The following is a 15439-nucleotide window of genomic DNA, read 5'->3' as shown; positions in this document are numbered from 1 at the left end:
CAAATGAGTTCATAAAATGCACATCTGGCGTCGTCGGACGCGGTAGAGTCGAGGTGCTCCGTTCGATATGCGAACCGTGCCTTGCACACAGCGAAAGGACAAAGTTCTCGTGGAACAACTCCCACTTAATGACCTCCCCGCCTTCAAGAAGATCCTCGTTGCCAACCGCGGCGAGATCGCGGTGCGCGCGTTCCGCGCAGCGTTTGAGACCGGTGCGAAAACCGTGGCGGTCTACCCGCGGGAGGACCGCAACTCCTTCCACCGCCCCTTTGCAAACGAGGCCGTGCAGATCGGCACCGAGGGCCAGCCCGTCAAGGCTTACCTGGACATTGACGAGATCATCCGCGCCGCCAAGGAAACCGGCGCGGACGCGATCTACCCGGGCTACGGCTTCCTCTCCGAGCGCGCCGACCTGGCCCGCGCCTGCGACGCCAACGGCATTAAGTTCATCGGCCCCTCCGCGGACACCCTGGACCTGACCGGCGACAAGTCCGCCGCCGTCCAGGCTGCCGAGCGCGCCGGGCTGCCCACGCTGAAGGACTCAGAGCCGTCCTCGGACGTCGCACAGCTTGCCGAGTACGCGAAGGAATTCCAGTTCCCCGTCTTCATCAAGGCCGTCGCGGGCGGCGGCGGGCGCGGCATGCGCTTCGTGGAAAAGCCGGAAGACCTGGAGGCGCTCGCCGCCGAGGCGTCGCGCGAGGCGGAGGCCGCCTTCGGCGACCCGAACGTCTACGTCGAGCGCGCCGTGATCAACCCGCAGCACATCGAGGTCCAGGTCATGGCGGACTCCTACGGCAACGTGGTCCACCTCTACGAGCGCGACTGCTCCCTGCAGCGCCGCCACCAGAAGGTCGTAGAGATCGCGCCTGCACAGCACATCACCGAGGAGCAGCGCCAGCGCATCTGCGAGGACGCGGTGAAGTTCTGCAAGGAGATCAACTACGAGGGCGCCGGCACCGTCGAGTTCCTCGTGGACGAAAAGGGCAACCACGTCTTCATCGAGATGAACCCGCGCGTGCAGGTCGAGCACACCGTGACCGAGGAGGTCACGGGCGTGGACATTGTGAAGAACCAGATGTACATCGCCGCCGGCGCCAAGCTGGAGGACGTCCACCTCGAGCAGGATCTCATCGAGGTCAACGGTGCCGCCCTGCAGTGCCGCATCACCACCGAGGACCCGAACAACGGCTTCCGCCCCGACTCCGGCACCGTCACCGGCTACCGCTCGCCGGGCGGCGCCGGCGTCCGCCTGGACGGCAGCGTGTCCGTCGGCACGGAGATCACCCCGAACTTCGACTCCCTGCTGGTGAAGATGACCTGCCGCGGCCGCAACTTCCAGGTCGCCGTGGACCGCGCCCTGCGCGCGCTCAACGAGTTCACCGTCAACGGCGTCTCCACCAACATTGGCTTCCTGCGCGTGCTGCTCTCCCAGGACGACTTCCAGCACGAGCGCATCAACACCGGCTACATCGCCGCGCACCCGTTCCTGCTCGAGGCCCCGCCGGCAGCTGACGACGCCGGCCGCATCCTCGACTACCTGGCCAACGTCACGGTGAACAAGCCGAACGGTCCGCGACCGACCACGATCCGGCCGTCGAAAAAGCTGCCCACCACCGAGTACTCCGACACGCCGCGCGGCTCCCGCGACGAGCTGCTCGAGCTCGGCCCGAAGAAGTGGGCGGAGAAGCTGCGTAACCAGACCGCGCTCGGCGTCACCGAGACGACGTTCCGCGACGCGCACCAGTCCCTGCTGGCCACCCGCATCCGCACGAACACGCTCGTCGCGGCCGCGAAGCACGTCGGCCACCTCACCCCGGGGCTGACCTCCGTGGAGGCGTGGGGCGGCGCGACCTACGACGTGGGCATGCGCTTCCTGCACGAGTCGCCGTGGATGCGCCTGGACGAGCTGCGTGAGGCGATGCCGAACGTGAACATCCAGATGCTGCTGCGCGGCCGCAACACCGTCGGCTACACGCCGTACCCGGACTCGGTGACCAAGGCGTTCGTGCAGGAGGCGGCCACCTCCGGCATCGACATCTTCCGCATCTTCGACGCGCTCAACGACGTCTCCCAGATGCGCCCGGCGATCGAGGCGGTCCTGGAGACCAACACCACCGTCGCCGAGGTCGCCATGGCGTACTCCGGCAACCTCATGGACCCGAACGAGGACCTCTACACACTGGACTACTACCTGCGCCTCGCGGAGCAGATTGTCGACGCTGGCGCCCACGTCCTGGCCATCAAGGACATGGCGGGCCTCATGCGCCCGGCCGCCGCCGCGAAGCTGGTCTCCGCGCTGCGCGAGCGCTTCGACCTGCCGGTCCACGTGCACACCCACGACACCGCGGGCGGCCAGCTGGCCACCTACCTCGCAGCCGCCAACGCCGGCGCCGACGTCGTCGACGTGGCGTCCGCGCCGCTGGCCGGCACCACCTCGCAGCCGTCGATGTCCGCGCTCGTCGCCGCGTTTGCCAACACGGAGCGCGACACCGGCATCTCCCTGCAGGCCGTCTCCGACATGGAGCCGTACTGGGAGGCCGTGCGCCAGGTCTACGCCCCGTTCGAGTCCGGCATCCCCGGCCCGACCGGCCGCGTGTACAAGCACGAGATCCCGGGCGGCCAGCTGTCCAACCTGCGCACGCAGGCGAACGCGCTGGGCCTGGGCGACCGCTTCGAGCTCATCGAGGACTACTACGCCGCGGTCAACGAGATCCTGGGCCGCCCGACCAAGGTCACCCCGTCCTCCAAGGTCGTCGGCGACCTCGCGCTGCACCTCGTGGGCGCGGGCGTGGACCCGAAGGACTTCGCGGAGAACCCGCGCAAGTACGACATCCCGGAGTCCGTCATCGGCTTCCTGCAAGGCGAGCTCGGTACGCCCCCGGGCGGCTGGCCGCTGCTTCGCGACGCCGCCCTGGCCGACCGCAGCCCCGTCGACCACACCGTCGAGGTCCCTGCTGAGCTCGAGGGCGACTTGGCGTCCGACGACCACGACGTCCGCCGCGTGGCCCTGGACAAGCTGCTGTTCCCGAAGCAGTACGCCGAGTTCCAGGAGCACCGCCGCACCTACGGCGTGACCGACCAGCTGTCGGACCGCACCTTCTTCTACGGCCTCGTCGAGGGCGAGGAGACCATGATCTGGTACGGCGAGATCGACGAGCAGCGCCCGCCGCTGTCCGTGCGCCTGGACGCCATCGGCGAGCCGGACGAGAAGGGCATGCGCCAGGTCATCCTTACCGTCAACGGCCAGGTCCGCCCGATGCTGGTGCGCGACGAGCACGCCGAGTCCACGGTCGCGGAGGCCGAGAAGGCGGACGCCTTGAACCCGGGCCACGTCGCCGCGCCGTTCGCGGGCGTGGTCAACATCACCGCCAAGGTCGGCGACGAGGTCAAGGCCGGCGACCAGGTCGCCACCATCGAGGCCATGAAGATGGAGGCCGGCATCTCCGCCACCCAGGACGGCACGATCGAGCGCCTCGCGTTCTCGCAGCCGACCAAGGTTGAGGGCGGCGACCTGGTGGTCGTCATCTCCGAAAAGTAAGTTTTGCCCACCTGAGCAGTTGGGTACAATTGCTCAGGTGAGAATGCTTCCCGTGCCGATGGGCCGCAGCGTCGCGACAGCGGCTGCGGCCCTTTTCCTGGCTGCGCCCGTGGCGGGGGCGGTGACGGTGGGGCAGGGGGACGCTGTCGTCGTGAATGGCTCCGAGTGCACCGTCGGCTTCAACGGCGAGCGCGAAAGCTTCACCGCCGCGCACTGCGGCACCAGCGGCGACAGGGTGCGCAAAGTGCTTGACGACGGCACGTGGTCCCCCGCAATCGGCACCCTCGACACCTCGCCGCGCAGCGAGGAGACGACCAACGACTGGGCCCGCATCCGGTGGGACGCGGGCGTCGAGCTCGGGCCGAACGAGTACACCGGCGACGCGCAGATCCCGCTGGACGACATCCGGCGCGGCGAAACCGTCTGCTACTACGGCTGGGCCACCGGCGCCGCGACCTGCGGCACCTACTACGCGCGGGTGGGCAACTCGTTTCTCGTGGACGTCGAGCCCGGCGCCCCGGGCGACTCCGGCGGGCCGATGTGGATTCCGGGGCGCGGCTTCGTCGGCGTGCACTCGGCGTCGCTCGAAGGGCGCGACAACCTGACGGGGCGCACGAAAGCGTTCACGCTCGGCGCGACGACGGCCGACGGCGGGCCGATCCGCGACGCGATCATCGACGTGTTCGTCAGCTACTTCAGCGACGACGCGCAGGCGGGCGCGCCGAAACCGCCGCCGCCCGAGCCGACGGGCAGCAGTGATTCCTGGTTGCGCGCGGTGTTCAGCGGCGCGTTGCAGCTGCTCCTCGCGGTCCTATCCCTGATCTTCAACGGCTAGTCGGGTGGTCGGCCTTGGGCCGGGCCGCCGACGGGGGCGCGGTGCGGGGTGTAGCTCCGGCCGGTGAATTTGGGCGAGCTGTTGTTCGGCCCGACCCAGGCGATGCGGCCGTCGATGCGGGTCATGCGGCCGCGGCCCGGCTGGCCGTTGACGGCGTTGTGGTGCGGGCAGAGCCAGCACATGTTCGCCGGGGTGGTCTCGCCGCCCTGGATGTATTCGGTGAGGTGGTGGGCCTGGCACCCGCTGATTGGCGTGTTGCAGTCGGGCCAGCAGCAGGTCGGGGAGTCCGCTTCGAGCGCGAGCCGCTGCACTGGCGAGGCCAGGCGCATGCGGTGCGTGTTAATGGGGCCGAGGTGCCCGGAGGCGAGGGTGATGTAGCCGTCGGGGAGGATGTGCCGGTCGAGCACCTGGCTGGTGGTCATGCGGATCCCGGTGTTGGTCACCACGACCGGCTCGGTGTCCGGCTGGTCGTCGGTGCCGGCGAGGATGTGGTCGATCTGGTCGTCGGTGACAATGAGGTGGACGGCCGCCGGGGCCTGGGACAGCGAGCGGTTGTTCACCAGCCAATCGATCGCGTCGATCGTCGCGCCGTGCTCGTCGCGCGTCTCCAGGGTGGTGATGACGTCCTGCATCGCGTTTGATGACGCCGTGAACGTCACGCTGATCTTGTCGTGCGCCGTGCTGCGCCGGATGGTGGCGCCGTCCTTGGGAACGCGGGGCGCGAGAAACTTCTTGCGCAGCGTGGCGGCGCGCTTGGTCAGCGTCGCGGTGTCGCCGCGGGTGGCGCAGAGCTGCTCGGTGTAGTCCCAGCGGTCGGTGGGATCCGCGATGGCGCGGCCCGTGCACACGATCATGTCGAGCGTTTCGACGCAGTGGCTGTTGCGCCGCGCGGCGTCGCGGGCGCGCTGCTGATAGCGGGAGTGCGTGGTGGGCGCGAAAAATTTCGACGCCAGCTGGCACAGCGTCTCGGCGTAGTCATCGGCCGCGCCGAGGCCGGTCAGCGCTTCGGCGGAGTAGCCGGCGTCGTAGACGTGCTCGAGCGCCGCGATACCCCCGGATTTGAAGGCGAAAAAGGCCTTCAGTTGTGCTTCCCCCATGCGCACGACGCTAACCCACGCGCACGGACCCCGCAACCGGAACTCTAGAGGTCGAGGGCCATGACGTTGTCGAGGCCCTTGACGTCGTCGAAGCCGAACTGCTCGTAGCGGTGGCGCGCCCGCGGATTGTCTGGGTCGACCCAGAGGGCGAGGCGCTCGGCGCCCTGCTCGCGCCCCAGCTGCACGGCCTGCTCGAGGAGGAGCGCGCCGAGGCGCTGCCCGGCGAAGCGGCCCTCGATCGCGATGGCCAGCTCGGGGATGTCGGGGCCGAGGTTGGCGTGGCCCTTGGACGGGTCGTCCCAGTAGCGGAACCAGAGGCCGCCGGCGGGGGTATGGAATTCGTCGGTGGCGATGATGCCGCCGTCGGAATCCGGGTCCCAGCCGTAGACGTAGTCGTCGACGCCGGAGACGATGCTGTCGCGGTGCTGCTCGTGCATCGGCGCGTCCTCGTCGCCGAACACCTCGGTGAGGTAGTTCAGGCGCTGGAGGTAGGTGCGATCGGCTTCGACGGCGCGTCGGAATTGAAATGTCATGCGCCCCACGATAGCAACTCGGAGCAGGGACGCTGCTGGTTGTAGGATCTGCCGTATGCGTAACCGAGTCGCCGTCGCCCTCACCGCCACGATCGCCGCCACCGCCGCCGCCGTGGCCCCGCCCGCGCACGCGGCGACCGCGGTGGCGCAGGGCGCGCAGATCGTCGTCGCCGACAGTTCCAGCTGCGCCGTCGCGTTCAACGACCACGCCGAGCGCATCAGCTACACTTCCGCGCACTGCGGCCTTTCGGGGGACAGGGTGAGGGTCAAGCTTGTCGACGGCACGCTCACCCCAGAAATCGGCACCTTGTACCCCTCCTCGCGCTGGGGCGACAGCGTCACGGGCAACGACTGGGCGGCGATCCGCTGGGACGACGGGGTGCGCCTTGCGGGGAATGGGAGGAGTGGGGACGAGGTGGCGTCGATAAGCGAGATGCGTCCGGGGCAGCAAGTGTGCACCTATGGCGCGGCCTCGCGGCGCGTGATCTGCGGGAAGTACGCGGGGAGCGTGAACAATAACGTGTACTTCGACGGCGAGACGGGGCAGCACGGCGACTCGGGCGGGCCGGTGTGGGCGCCCGGGCGCGGGTTCCTCGGCGTGTACTCGGGGGTGAGCGTGATTGAGTCGAAGAGCGAGGGGGAGCACCAGCTGTCGCGCGCGTCGGCGGCGAAGAACGGCGGGCCGGTCGAGTCGGCCGACGAGATCGCGCTGATCTCGAAGTACTACAGCGTGCAGCAGCCGACGGCGCACAAGGCGGAGCTGCCTGACGACGCGCTCAGCGGCGCCGCCGCGGGCTCCGCCAAGCGCATCGAGGGCAGCACAGGTTTGGAAGAGGGCACGCTGCCGGTGATCGCGATCATCGTCGTCGGCGTGCTCGCGGCATCCGCGCCGGTCATCGGGCAGATCCTGCAGACCGTGGTGGAGTGGAAGGGCGAGGGGATCCTCGGGTAGGCCGCTACTTCAGCTCCATCAGCACGGCGGCCTTGTTCACCTGGGCGCCTTCCTCGGCGGCGAGGCCGGTGACGGTGCCGGCCTTGTGGGCCTTGACCGGGTTCTCCATCTTCATGGCCTCGAGGACCAGGAGGACGTCGCCCTCCTCCACCTCGTCGCCCTCGGTGACGTTGAGCTTGATCACGGTGCCCTGCATCGGGGAGGCCACGGCGTCGCCGGAGACGGCCGCCTTGGACCCGCCGGAGCGGCGCTTCTTCGGCTTCTTGCGCTGGGCGCCGCCGAAGACGAGGGAGGCGGGGAGCGCGACTTCGATGCGGCGGCCGTTGACCTCGACGGCGAACGTGCGCGTCTCGGCGTCGTCTGTAGCGTCGGCGTCGTCGGTGTTGTCGTCGCTGGTGAGCTCGTTGACCCACTCCTCCTCAATCCAGCGTGTGTACACGTCGAAGGAGTCCTCGGTGCCCACGAACGCGGGGTCGTTCACAATCGCTTTGTGGAAGGGGATGACGGTGGGGAAGCCGGTGACCACGTACTCGTCGAGGGCGCGGCGGGCGCGCTGCAGCGCCTCGGTGCGGTCCTCGCCGTAGACGATGAGCTTGGCCAGCATGGAGTCGAACTGCCCGCCGATGACGGAGCCCGCGCGCACGCCGGAGTCGACGCGCACGCCCGGGCCGGCCGGCTCGACGTACTCGGTGACCGTGCCCGGGGCGGGCATGAAGTTGGCGGTGGCGTCCTCGCCGTTGATGCGGAACTCGAAGGCGTGGCCGCGCGGGGTCGGGTCCTCGGTGAAGCGCAGCTGCTCGCCGCGCGCGATGCGGAACTGCTCGCGCACCAGGTCCACGCCGGTGGTGGCCTCGGTGACCGGGTGCTCCACCTGCAGGCGCGTGTTGACCTCCAGGAACGAGATCAGCCCGTCGGAGCCGACGAGGTACTCCACGGTGCCGGCGCCGTAGTAGCCCGCCTCCCGGCAGATGGCCTTGGCAGAGGCGTGGATGCGCTCGCGCTGCTCGTCGGTGAGGAACGGCGCGGGCGCCTCCTCCACGAGCTTCTGAAAGCGGCGCTGCAGTGAGCAGTCGCGCGTGCCCATCACGACGACGTTGCCGTGCATGTCCGCCAGCACCTGGGCCTCCACGTGCCGGGCCTTGTCCAGGTAGCGCTCGACGAAGCACTCGCCGCGGCCGAACGCGGCCGTCGCCTCGCGGGTGGCGGACTCGAACAGCTCCGGGATCTCCTCGCGGGTGTACGCCACCTTCATGCCGCGGCCGCCGCCGCCGAACGCTGCCTTGATGGCCACCGGCAGCCCGTGCTGGTCCGCGAACGCTACGACTTCGTCCGCGTCCGCGACCGGGTCCGTGGTGCCCGGCGCCATGGGGGCGTTGGCCGCCTCGGCGATGTGGCGGGCGGTGACTTTGTCACCCAGCGCGGCGATGGACTCCGGCGACGGGCCGATCCAGGTCAGCCCCGCGTCGATCACGCGGCGGGCAAACTCAGCGTTCTCGGACAGGAAGCCGTAGCCGGGGTGGATGGCGTCCGCGCCGGCCTTCGCGGCGGCGTCGAGGATCTTGTCCATGTCCAGGTAGGACTCTGCGGCGGTGGCGCCGCCGAGGGAGAAGGCTTCGTCGGCAAGCGCTGCGAACGGCGCGTCCCGGTCCGGGTCGGCGTACACGGCGACGGAAGCGATGCCCGCGTCCTTCGCGGCGCGGATCACGCGCACGGCGATTTCGCCGCGGTTGGCCACCAGGACTTTGGTGACTGGGTTCTGGCTGGTGCTCGGTTCAGTACGCACGAAAATCCCGTCTTTCTCGCAATCGATTAGTGTTGCCAAACTATATCGGTTTTCGGTGCCCAATGTTACAACCCGGAGGTCGCGGGGCGGAAGTTCCGCGCCCGAGCGCAAGATTCTAGGAGGCGCCGGAGCCCTGCTCCACCGGCACGCGCACCATGTTGCCCCACTCGGCCCAGGAGCCGTCGTACAGCGAGATGTTTTCAAAGCCGAGGATGTGGTTGAGCACGTACCAGGTGTGCGCGCTGCTCTCGCCGAGCTGGCAGTAGACCACGGTGCGGGCCTTCGGGTCGAAGTCCTCGTAGATCGCGGCGATGTTCGGCAGGTCCTTGAACAGGGCGTTCGGGAACAGGGAGCGGCCCCACGTCACGTTGACCGCGCCCGGGATGTGGCCGTGGCGCAGCGTGCTCGGGGACTTGCCAGGGGCGCGGTCCGCGGTCGGGTCCTCGGCGGTGCCGTCGTATTGGTCGGCCGGGCGGGCGTCGATAAGCTGCGCGGGCGTCTCCGCGAGCAAATCGGCGGCGAAGGTGCGGTACGGCGCGTCGTTGCGCTCGACCACGGGGTAGTCGGAGGCCGGGAACTCCGGCACGGCGAAGGAGGTGTCGCGCTCCTCGCCCATCCAGGCGTCGCGGCCGCCGTCGAGCAGGCGCACGTCCGGGTGGCCGAACAGCTCGAAGACCCAGGCGGTGTAGGCAGCCCACCAGTTGGACTTGTCGCCGTAGACCACGATCGTGTCGTCGCGGGTAATGCCGCGCTCGCTCATCAGCTTGGCAAACGCCTCTCCGTCGATGAAATCGCGCGTGACCGGGTCGTTGAGGTCGCGGTGCCAGTCAATGCGCACCGCGCCCGGGATGTGCCCGATGTCGTAGAGGTAAGCGTCCTCGTCGCTCTCCACGACGCGCAGCCCCGGCTTGCCCAGGCGCGCGGAGAGCCACGCGGCGGAGACGAACTTCTCGGGGTGCGCGAAGTCCTTGAATTTCGGGTTGTCGTCGAGCTCAATGCTCATGGTGGTTCCCCTTCGGTGCATGCTTATCGACGCTTCTTCGCCTCGTATTCACCGCTCACCCTACCGCGTGCCGCGCGCCGCCGGGGTAAAACGGTGGATTGGACGCCCGTTTGAACTGGTCGCTGCGCTGCGCGCACCCAGCCAGTTGTGAAGTTGCACACCTCACGCCCGCTCGCGCGGTGGAACCGCAGCGCTGGCCTTAAAATTCCATGGGTAACACCTGCTCGGCAGCGCCTGCCACCGAGACTCTTGCCAACCAGGCCTACAGAAAGGGCATCCCGTGCACAAAGCAATCGTCGTCTTCGAGGTCGAGGGCGGATCTGACAAGCAGTTCAACGGCCACCGGAAAGACACCATGCCCATCGTCGACGCGATCAAGGCGGCCGGCTGGCACGCCGAGGTCGTCTTCTACCGCCCCGAGTGGTCGGAGAAGCTGTTCGAGTACGTCACCGAGCGCTTCGACGCCTACATTTCGCGCGTCAACCCCGGCAACATCCCGGGCGGGGAGAAGGGGTACTTCGAGCTGCTGACCAAGCTTGCCGACGCCGGCCTGGTCGGCATGTCCACCCCGGCCGAAATGATGGCGTACGGGGCGAAGGACGCGCTAGTCAAGCTCAACCAGACCGACCTCGTGCCCGCCGACACGGCCGCCTACTACGACGTCGCTTCTTTCCACGACACGTTCCCGACCTCCCTGTCCTACGGCGAGCGCGTGCTCAAGCAGAACCGCGGCTCCACCGGCTCCGGCATCTGGCGCGTCCGCTTGGCTGACAAGGCGCAGGCCGAGGCGCTTGAGCCGGGCACCGCCCTGCCGCTGGACACCAAGCTCAAGTGCACCGAGGCGGTGGACAACCACACTGAGGAGCGCGAGCTGGGCGAGTTTATGGACTTCTGCGACCAGTACATCATCGGCGACAACGGCATGCTCGTGGATATGCGCTTCATGCCGCGCATCACCGAGGGCGAGATCCGCATCCTGCTCGTCGGCCCGCACCCCGTCTTCGTGGTGCACAAAAAGCCGGCGGCCGGCGGCGATGCGTTCTCCGCGACCCTGTTCTCGGGCGCGACGTACACCTACCAGAAGCCGGAGGAGTGGCAGGAGCTGGTGGACATGTTCGCCGCGGCCCGCCCGGTGATAGCGGAGAAGCTCGGCGGCGACAACATTCCGCTGATCTGGACCGCGGACTTCATGCTTGCCGACGACGACGAGACCGGCCAGGACACCTACGTCCTCGGCGAAATCAACTGCTCCTGCGTCGGCTTCACCTCCGAGCTGGACATGGGCATCCAGGAGCTGGTGGCCAAGGAAGCCATCGGCCGCGTGGAGGCGAAGTTCGCCTGACGCGTTTCCGGTACATTGCAGAAAAGGTAATGCTTTAATGCAATTGGCCTTATTAATCAGTGAGGCTCAACCGGAAGGAAGACGTAGCGAATGGCAACTGTGTACGGGAAGACCCGCCCCGGCCAAGGCGGATGGGCCGACTTTGCGTCCGAGGTGGACAAGTACTTGGAAAGCGAGGTCGACGGCTACGCCGTGACCTTCGCGATGCGCGAGCACGCCGAAAAGTACGGGCTGGGCGAAAACGACGACCGTGCGAAGAAGGCGCGGAAGCGCACCCAGAGACGGCTTATCGCCATCGTCCTCTTCCCGGTCCTGTTTGTCCTGGGCATCATCGTCTCCCTCTTCAACAAGGGCCTCGGCGGCATCATGATGTTCGCGGGCGTGCTCGCACTGGTCTACCTGGGCCTGAGCGGTTTCCGCTCCATGGACCGCCGCATCAACAAGGATAAGGAAAACAAGGCGTATGTGAACAAGGGCCTGGAGAAGCAGGTCAATGAGAAACGCCGCGCCGAGGTCGAGCGCCTCGTCGGGCTGGCGCGCCAGGGCCGCCCGGAGGAAACCGGGCTGCCGGAGCCGCTGCAGCGCGTCTCCCGCGGTTACCTGGCGGAGGAACGGATCGGTGAGATGCTCGAGCAACAGCTGCCGGACTCCATCGAGGTTGCCCACGACGTGACGATCCGCACCGACTCCCGCTCCGGGCTGGCCAAGGCCGTCGACGGCTTCGACGACGCAACGTCCGAGATGTTCTACGGCACGACGCCGGAGACCCGTAAGTTCGGCCTCGCGATGGGCGTGATCGGCATGCTCGGCGAGCTGTCCCGCAAGAGCGCGGTGACCGCCAACGCGGACCACGTCCTGTCCACCGCGGCGGGCGTGATCATGGTGGACACGAAGCACTGGACCGGCGAGCTCAGCCTGGATGAGAACGGCCAGTTCACTGCAGGCCCGAACCACGCGGGCAGCCAGTACCGCGAGAAGGCGGCCAGGACGACGCGCTTCGAGGCATCGCGCCTCAACCGCGGCGACGTCGCCATGATCATCCTTGCTGTGGTTGGCGGCACTGTGCGGGGCGGCAGGATTGAGCAGCACGAGGATGGCCAAATCCCCATCATCGCCGTTCCTGCGGAGGACGTGCCGCGCGTCGTCACGGAGCTCCACAACGCCGGCCGCCTGCGCGAGCCGATCCCGATGAGCTCGGTGGCGGCGAACTCCCCGGGCACCGAGTGGTACCCGCAGAGCTAGGCGCAGTTAGGCACAGTTAGTCGTAGGTGCCGAGCAGATAGTGGACCGGGTAGTTCCACCACCTGTTGAACTCGTCGATGTTGCCAGAGACGGGGACGACCGCGCCGCCGTCGTTGCGCAAATGCACCGTGTAGTGCGCGGTGATGCCCTCGGCGGTGGCGCCGGTGCGCTCGCCCCAGGCCAGGTCCACGCCGCCGTCGGGGGTGGGGGTGACGGACTCGATCTTGTCCACCGCCGCCATGTCCTGGGCGGGCGCGCCGTTGACGTACAAGGCGAGACCGTCGGCGATGGAGGCGCCGGTGCCGGCGGGGCGGTGCTCGTCGCCAAGCGAGCCGCGGAAGATGATCCAGCTCAGTGGCGCGCACGGGTCGTAGGCGTTGTCGATGTCCTCGATCCAGTAGTTGAAGTCGCTGCCGTCATCTGCCGGCATGCGGCCAGGGGCTGTGCCGGAAGGGTAGGCCTCGCGCGGGTCCTTCGGCAGCTGCGCGCAGGCATCCGCGTTGTCTTGAGTTTGCTGCGCCGGCGGCGTGGCGCTCTCCGAGGCAGTGCTCTCCGGGGCAGCGTTGTCCGAGGCAGTGTTCTCCGGGCCTGTGGGCTCCTCCACCACGGTGGTCTGCGTGACAGTCACGGTAGGCGGGTCGGCTGGCTCGTTGCTGCAGGCGGCAAGCGGGAGCAGTGTCGCGAGGACAGCGGCTGGAAGGATTCGTCGCATGGGTTCTTAGAGGAGTTCGTCGACGCTGGCCGGGTCGGCGTCGGAAAGCATTTGGCGGCAGCGGTCGTACTCGGCGTCGTCGCCAATCGCCTTGGAGGCAAGCGCGAGCATGGCGATTGCCTTAAGCACCGGCACGTTCGCCTCGTGCGAGGCCGGGACCGGGCCCCAGCCCTTCCACCCGTTGGCGCGCAGGCGGTCGAGCGAGCGGTGGTAGCCGGTGCGCGCGTACGCGTAGGCGATCAGCTCGTCGCCGCCGTCGAGCTCCTTTTCGGCGCGGGCGGCCCACACGGCGGGGGAATCCGGGTGGGTGAGCGCGGTCTCGCGGGCCAGGGGGTCCTCGCCCCTCGCGGGATCATCGGGCAGGTGGAGCGGCGGGGGTGCGAGCATGTCGTTGATTTCCATGCGCGCCAGGCTAGCAGTTTGGGCTTTTCGACGTGCCAGCGCGCACCAGTTGCCTTACAGTAGTACGCAACTGACACGAAGGAGACCCTATGGCAAGCCCGCTCTACGTTGCGAAGAAGGGAACGTACGAAGAGTTCTGCGAGGTCTTCGATCCCGCGAAAAACGATGTGACTGACATGTTGTTCGGGGCGCTGACCAACGGTGACCCGGAGGCGCGCGCGAAAATCTGCAACGACATGTTGGATCGTGGCGCGGATGCGTCGCGCGAGGAATACGGGCAGAACGCGCTGACGATCCTGCTCGGTCGGCATCGCGACCTCGGGGACGGCGACGCTGCGCTGGTGCAAAGGCTTATCGACGGCGGCGCAGACGTGAATTTCCGCAACCGTAGCGGGGACCTGCCGATACGGTTGGCGATCACGGTGCGTGTAGCTGATGACGAGCAGCGCCGCGAAGTCTACGAGGCGCTGTTTGGGACGGGCGAGCTCGACCTGAGTCTGCCGTCGAGCGTGCGCAACCCGGTCAATACCATCGGCGGGTGGCTGCGCATGAACGTGGATGGGCGTCCCGGCAAGCTGGATGTGCTCGACGAGTTCCTCCAGGCCCGTGGCGAGTGAGTGAAGGAGGCCCCCATGGCAAGCCCGCTCTATGTTGCCGGGAATGGCACCTACGAGGAGTTCTGCGAGGTCTTCGACGCGGAAGAAAACGACGTGACCGACATGCTATTCGCGGCACTGACCAACGGTGACCCGGAGGCGCGCGCGAAGATCAGCAATGACATGTTGGGCGGTGGCGCTGACGCTGCGCGGGTCGACACTGGCCAGAACGCACTGACCCTGGTGTGCTCGCACGAAGCGCTGGGCGCAGGCGACGCCGCGCTGGTGCAAAGGCTTATCGACGGCGGCGCGGACGTGAATTTCCGTAACCGTAGCGGGGACGTGCCCATCAAGCTGGCCATTGACATGGGGATGGATGATGCACAGCGCCGCCCCGTCTACGAGGCGCTGTTCGGCACCGAGGAGCTCGACCTGAGCCTGCCGTCGAGCGTGCGCAACCCGAAAAACACGATCGGTGGTTGGCTACGCATGTGCGTGGACGCGAACCCCGAAGGCCTCGCTGTGCTCGACGAGTTCCTTTCTGCCCGCGGGTACTAGTCCCAGAAGTCGGAGGCGTTGAGCCCGAAACGGTAGAGGCAGCGGCGCAGCAGCGGCATGGATAGGCCGATGACGCTGGTGGGGTCGCCGTCGATGGAGTCGATGAACCAGCTGCCGAGCGCCTCGAGCGTGAACGCGCCGGCGCATTTGAGTGGCTGGCCGGAGGCGGCGTAGGCCTCGATGTCGGCGTCCGAGACGTCGCCGAAGCGGATTGCGGTGGAAATGGTGTCCACGACCCACTCGCCCTTATGCGCAACGGCGTGGCCGGTCAGCAGGTGGGCGGTGCGGCCGCGCTGGGCTTTCCACCGCTCGATGGTGCGCTCCGGGGTGTGGGGTTTGCCCAGCAGTTCGCCGCCCAGAAGCAGCATGGAGTCGCAGCCCACGACGACGTCGTCGGGGAAGTCGGCGGCCACGGTCTCAGCCTTCGTGCGCGCAAGCTTTTCGACGATCACGCGCGGCTCTGCCGAGCCGAGCTCGGCGATGATCGCGTCCTCGTCGATGTGGGCGGGTCGCAGGACGGGCGTGACGCCGCCCTGCTCAAGCAGCATGCGGCGCGAAGGGGACTGAGAGGCGAGAACGAGGCGCATGGGGTTAGAAGTAGGTGACGTTGGCGAATGCGTGCGGGTTGAACAGCTGCTCCCCGTGGTGTGCCAGGGCGGGGGCGCCCCAGCGGTTCTGGTCTGCAGGCTGCTGCTTCGCCTTCGCGGCTGCCTGGAGGTCCGTAAGGACGGTTGCGAGCGCGGCGAGCTCGTCCTCGGTGGGGTTGCCCTTGGTCACCGTGAACCGGGTGGCAGTTGGTGCAGTCATAGCATTCCTTTCAGCGAGAAAGAATTTAGTGTAGCGAAA

At 67.9% G+C, this 15439-nt stretch carries 15 protein-coding genes; 7 read left to right on the top strand and 8 right to left on the bottom strand.

The genetic code is table 11. The features are described 5' to 3' along the window. Positions 1-109 precede the first annotated feature (109 nt). Entirely contained in the window at positions 110-3538 is a 3429-nt protein-coding gene (locus CKJ84_RS04850) for a pyruvate carboxylase (protein WP_233125497.1), read from the top strand. A gap of 37 nt (positions 3539-3575) precedes the next feature. Further along, positions 3576-4373: a S1 family peptidase gene (locus tag CKJ84_RS04845; RefSeq protein ID WP_143340311.1), complete on the top strand. Its 798-nt coding sequence runs from the start codon at positions 3576-3578 to the stop codon at positions 4371-4373. On the opposite strand, the gene CKJ84_RS04840 is transcribed toward CKJ84_RS04845, so the two are convergent. Both CKJ84_RS04840 and CKJ84_RS04835 read right to left on the bottom strand, forming a co-directional pair. Beyond that, positions 4370-5470: an HNH endonuclease signature motif containing protein gene (locus tag CKJ84_RS04840; protein ID WP_095546107.1), complete on the bottom strand. Its 1101-nt coding sequence runs from the start codon at positions 5468-5470 to the stop codon at positions 4370-4372. The two genes, CKJ84_RS04845 and CKJ84_RS04840, sit on opposite strands and share 4 nt — an antisense overlap. 44 nt (positions 5471-5514) lie before the next feature. Then, entirely contained in the window at positions 5515-6003 is a 489-nt protein-coding gene (locus tag CKJ84_RS04835; RefSeq protein ID WP_095277640.1) for a GNAT family N-acetyltransferase, read from the bottom strand. A 55-nt stretch (positions 6004-6058) separates the two neighbouring features. On the opposite strand from CKJ84_RS04835, the gene CKJ84_RS04830 reads away from it, so the two are divergent. Further along, positions 6059-6955 (top strand): hypothetical protein, encoded by an 897-nt coding sequence (locus CKJ84_RS04830; RefSeq protein WP_095546106.1) that lies wholly within the window; start codon positions 6059-6061, stop codon positions 6953-6955. A 4-nt stretch (positions 6956-6959) separates the two neighbouring features. Here the strand turns inward: CKJ84_RS04830 and CKJ84_RS04825 are convergent, their stop codons facing one another. Next, entirely contained in the window at positions 6960-8738 is a 1779-nt protein-coding gene (locus CKJ84_RS04825; RefSeq protein ID WP_095546105.1) for an acetyl/propionyl/methylcrotonyl-CoA carboxylase subunit alpha, read from the bottom strand. A 115-nt stretch (positions 8739-8853) separates the two neighbouring features. Next, positions 8854-9741 (bottom strand): sulfurtransferase, encoded by an 888-nt coding sequence (locus tag CKJ84_RS04820; protein WP_095537167.1) that lies wholly within the window; start codon positions 9739-9741, stop codon positions 8854-8856. Between the two features lie 280 nt (positions 9742-10021). Between CKJ84_RS04820 and CKJ84_RS04815 the strand changes: the two genes are divergently transcribed. Next, positions 10022-11083, top strand: a complete 1062-nt coding sequence (locus tag CKJ84_RS04815; protein ID WP_095537166.1) for a Cj0069 family protein — start codon at positions 10022-10024, stop codon at positions 11081-11083. Positions 11084-11173: 90 nt separating this feature from the next. Then, positions 11174-12325, top strand: coding sequence for a nuclease-related domain-containing protein (locus CKJ84_RS04810; protein WP_095277627.1), 1152 nt, complete (start codon positions 11174-11176; stop codon positions 12323-12325). Between the two features lie 16 nt (positions 12326-12341). On the opposite strand, the gene CKJ84_RS04805 is transcribed toward CKJ84_RS04810, so the two are convergent. Further along, positions 12342-13037, bottom strand: coding sequence for a hypothetical protein (locus tag CKJ84_RS04805; protein ID WP_143340310.1), 696 nt, complete (start codon positions 13035-13037; stop codon positions 12342-12344). Positions 13038-13043: 6 nt separating this feature from the next. Then, entirely contained in the window at positions 13044-13439 is a 396-nt protein-coding gene (locus CKJ84_RS04800; RefSeq protein WP_095537163.1) for a DUF3151 domain-containing protein, read from the bottom strand. 89 nt (positions 13440-13528) lie between these two features. Between CKJ84_RS04800 and CKJ84_RS04795 the strand changes: the two genes are divergently transcribed. Both CKJ84_RS04795 and CKJ84_RS04790 read left to right on the top strand, forming a co-directional pair. Beyond that, entirely contained in the window at positions 13529-14056 is a 528-nt protein-coding gene (locus tag CKJ84_RS04795; RefSeq protein ID WP_095546103.1) for a hypothetical protein, read from the top strand. A 15-nt stretch (positions 14057-14071) separates the two neighbouring features. Next, positions 14072-14593 (top strand): ankyrin repeat domain-containing protein, encoded by a 522-nt coding sequence (locus tag CKJ84_RS04790; protein WP_095278773.1) that lies wholly within the window; start codon positions 14072-14074, stop codon positions 14591-14593. On the opposite strand, the gene CKJ84_RS04785 is transcribed toward CKJ84_RS04790, so the two are convergent. Then, positions 14590-15180: a nucleoside triphosphate pyrophosphatase gene (locus CKJ84_RS04785; protein ID WP_095546102.1), complete on the bottom strand. Its 591-nt coding sequence runs from the start codon at positions 15178-15180 to the stop codon at positions 14590-14592. The genes CKJ84_RS04790 and CKJ84_RS04785 overlap by 4 nt on opposite strands. 4 nt (positions 15181-15184) lie before the next feature. After that, entirely contained in the window at positions 15185-15400 is a 216-nt protein-coding gene (locus tag CKJ84_RS04780) for an acyl-CoA carboxylase subunit epsilon (protein WP_095278771.1), read from the bottom strand. Positions 15401-15439 lie beyond the last annotated feature (39 nt).

It is taken from the genome of Corynebacterium sp. NML 120412, assembly GCF_002285155.1.
Classification (GTDB): Bacteria; Actinomycetota; Actinomycetes; order Mycobacteriales; family Mycobacteriaceae; genus Corynebacterium; species Corynebacterium gottingense.
Note: the sequence above shows the minus strand (reverse complement) of the source record. Positions and strands in the feature narration are given on the sequence as shown.